Source organism: Massilia sp. DJPM01, assembly GCF_030348125.1.
Classification (GTDB): domain Bacteria; phylum Pseudomonadota; class Gammaproteobacteria; order Burkholderiales; family Burkholderiaceae_D; genus Telluria_A; species Telluria_A frigida.
Map to the genome: position 1 here is coordinate 1 of NZ_JAQOZV010000146.1, position 2,210 is coordinate 2,210.

Consider the following 2,210-nt stretch of genomic DNA (forward strand, 5'->3'; position numbering starts at 1 on the left):
GACACGGGCGATGCTGGAGCGCTATCGGCAATACATCTTTGCCTACCGGCGCAAAGCCGACGGTGCGCCACTGTCGCGCCAGACCCAGAGCAAGCGCCTGATCACGGTGCGTATGTTCTTCAAGTGGATGGCGAAAAGCCATCACCTGCTGTTCAACCCGGCCAGCGAAATGGAGCTACCAAAGCAGGAGAATCGCTTGCCGCGCCACGTGCTGACCGTCGCCGAAATTGCCCAGGTACTGAACGCGGCCGACATTGACGATCCGTCGGGTTTCGGGATCCGGGACCGGGCCATGCTGGAAGCGCTGTACAGCACCGGCATGCGCCGCGCCGAGCTGGTCGGCCTTGACCTCAATGACATCGACGCCGAGCGCGGCACGGTGCTGGTGCGGCTGGGCAAAGGCAAGAAGGACCGCATGGTGCCGATCGGCGAGCGGGCCTTGGCCTGGATTGCCCGGTATGTGCAGGAAGTACGCCCGCGCTACCTTGACGACGACAGCGACGCAACGCTGTTCCTGTCGAAGCATCACGAACGCGTGAGCGCCAAGCAGATGTCGGGCATTGCCAAGAAAACCATTGACCGCGCCAACCTTGAGCGGGTGCAGGCGTCCGGCCCGTTGAATAGTTCCTGCCACCTGTTCCGCCATGCCTGCGCTACACACATGCTAGAGAACGGTGCGGACATCAGGTTCATCCAGGCGCTGCTGGGGCACGCCGAACTGACCACCACCGAAGTTTATACACGGGTGGCGATCATGAAGCTCAAGGAAGTGCATGAGGCGACCCACCCGGCGCGATTGCAGGCCCGTGGCGCTGCGCACGGCGGCACGGTAGGGGTAAGCGGTGTCGGCGTGCGCGCCGCGCTCCTGGACGCCCTCGATGCCGAAGCGATGCATCAGCCGGATTGACCACCATAGCGAGGGACGCCATGACCATCATCGAAGTGGAGCTGCCGGACGACCTGGCGATGGCGCTCGCCCAGTTCCTCAAGCGTGTTGGGTACAGCGATTACCTGTCGCTGGCCATCGACAAGCAGGAGGCATGCGAGATGGTCGACGCCGGGGAGACGGTGCGCAAGGCGCTGGCCGATAAGGGATTCGCGCCCCGTTGATGCGCGTTGATGCGCCCCATCCGCGGCCACGAGAACATAGGAATCTTAATATGTTCGGTAACGCAAACTGGCGATTCCTATATATTTGGTAACAACGCCCCATGCAACCGATTTGCAACCCCATGCAACCAGGTGCCACCGCGCTGCAACCATAAGCAACCGCGTGCAACCACAATGCAACCGTCGGTCTGCGGGAAGCGCCGTGGCATAGGCACGACAAATATGATTACAAAAACCCTACGGGTTCTGTCCTCATATTGGTGCCAAAGGGAGGCCTTTGAAACCCCGGCCAGGCCGATAATGCGCACGGACCGGTCCGAACCGCGCCGGCAGCAGGCCGAGTGCTTACCGATTTCACTGGACTAATGAGCGACAATGGTGCCTTCATCAGACTAGGACATTGGAATGGCAGCCTTAAGAATCGAAGTTGACGGAGTAGGTCTGGTGACTGTGAATTTGGATGGCATGCATCTGCTTCACGTAAGCGTCGGCAGTTCCCTTCACGAGGAAGCCCCGGCGGGACTGGAGGTCCACGGCGGCACATATGGTGACGGGGTGAACGGGCATCGGATTTGGGTCAGCGATAAGCTTCTCATGCCGGGACAGTCAGTGAAGGTTAGCTTGATCGAATGCGATGGTCCATTCGATGAGGGTCAAACGATGCGCGAAATGTTCCCGGAAGAAGAGTCGGAAGAGTTCGACTTCACCATGACAGATGCCAGGGCAGCCGAACTTCGAGCAAGACCCCGACTGAGAAATTCGTTCTCGATGAAGGTCGAGAAAAGCTCGGGGCCACGCTGTTCCGTGGACAGTGATCCCCAAAACGATCAGTTCACCTTCATGGTCTTGTGGGACCAAACACGCCCATTGCAAGCAAGGCTCTCAGTAAGGACGTACTGCTTTGAGGATGTCATCGCTCGCCAGATCGGCAATGATCACCTGCGCGACACCTTGGCGGTGGGTGAGTCCGTGACTTGCTTGGTTGCTTGACAAAATTCCTCAAGGGCCGCGCTGCGCCGGAAGCCAGTTGATACGCAAGGCACAGCCGTTTCCGGGGTGAATGCCTTCGGCATTGCAACATAAAGCCGCATTCCGCAAAG

Annotated in this window: 3 protein-coding genes; all 3 read left to right on the forward strand. The window is 59.4% G+C overall.

Going from position 1 to position 2,210, the window contains the following annotated elements:
- The coding region (locus tag PO883_RS34180; protein WP_289313758.1) for a tyrosine-type recombinase/integrase at positions 1-907 on the forward strand (907 nt) is incomplete at its 5' end.
- 20 nt (positions 908-927) lie between these two features.
- The gene (locus PO883_RS34185) at positions 928-1,110 is read left to right on the forward strand and encodes a hypothetical protein (RefSeq protein ID WP_289313759.1); all 183 of its coding nucleotides are present in this window, start codon (positions 928-930) and stop codon (positions 1,108-1,110) included.
- A gap of 405 nt (positions 1,111-1,515) precedes the next feature.
- Positions 1,516-2,100 (forward strand): hypothetical protein, encoded by a 585-nt coding sequence (locus PO883_RS34190; RefSeq protein WP_289313760.1) that lies wholly within the window; start codon positions 1,516-1,518, stop codon positions 2,098-2,100.
- The last annotated feature ends 110 nt before the right edge of the window (positions 2,101-2,210 follow it).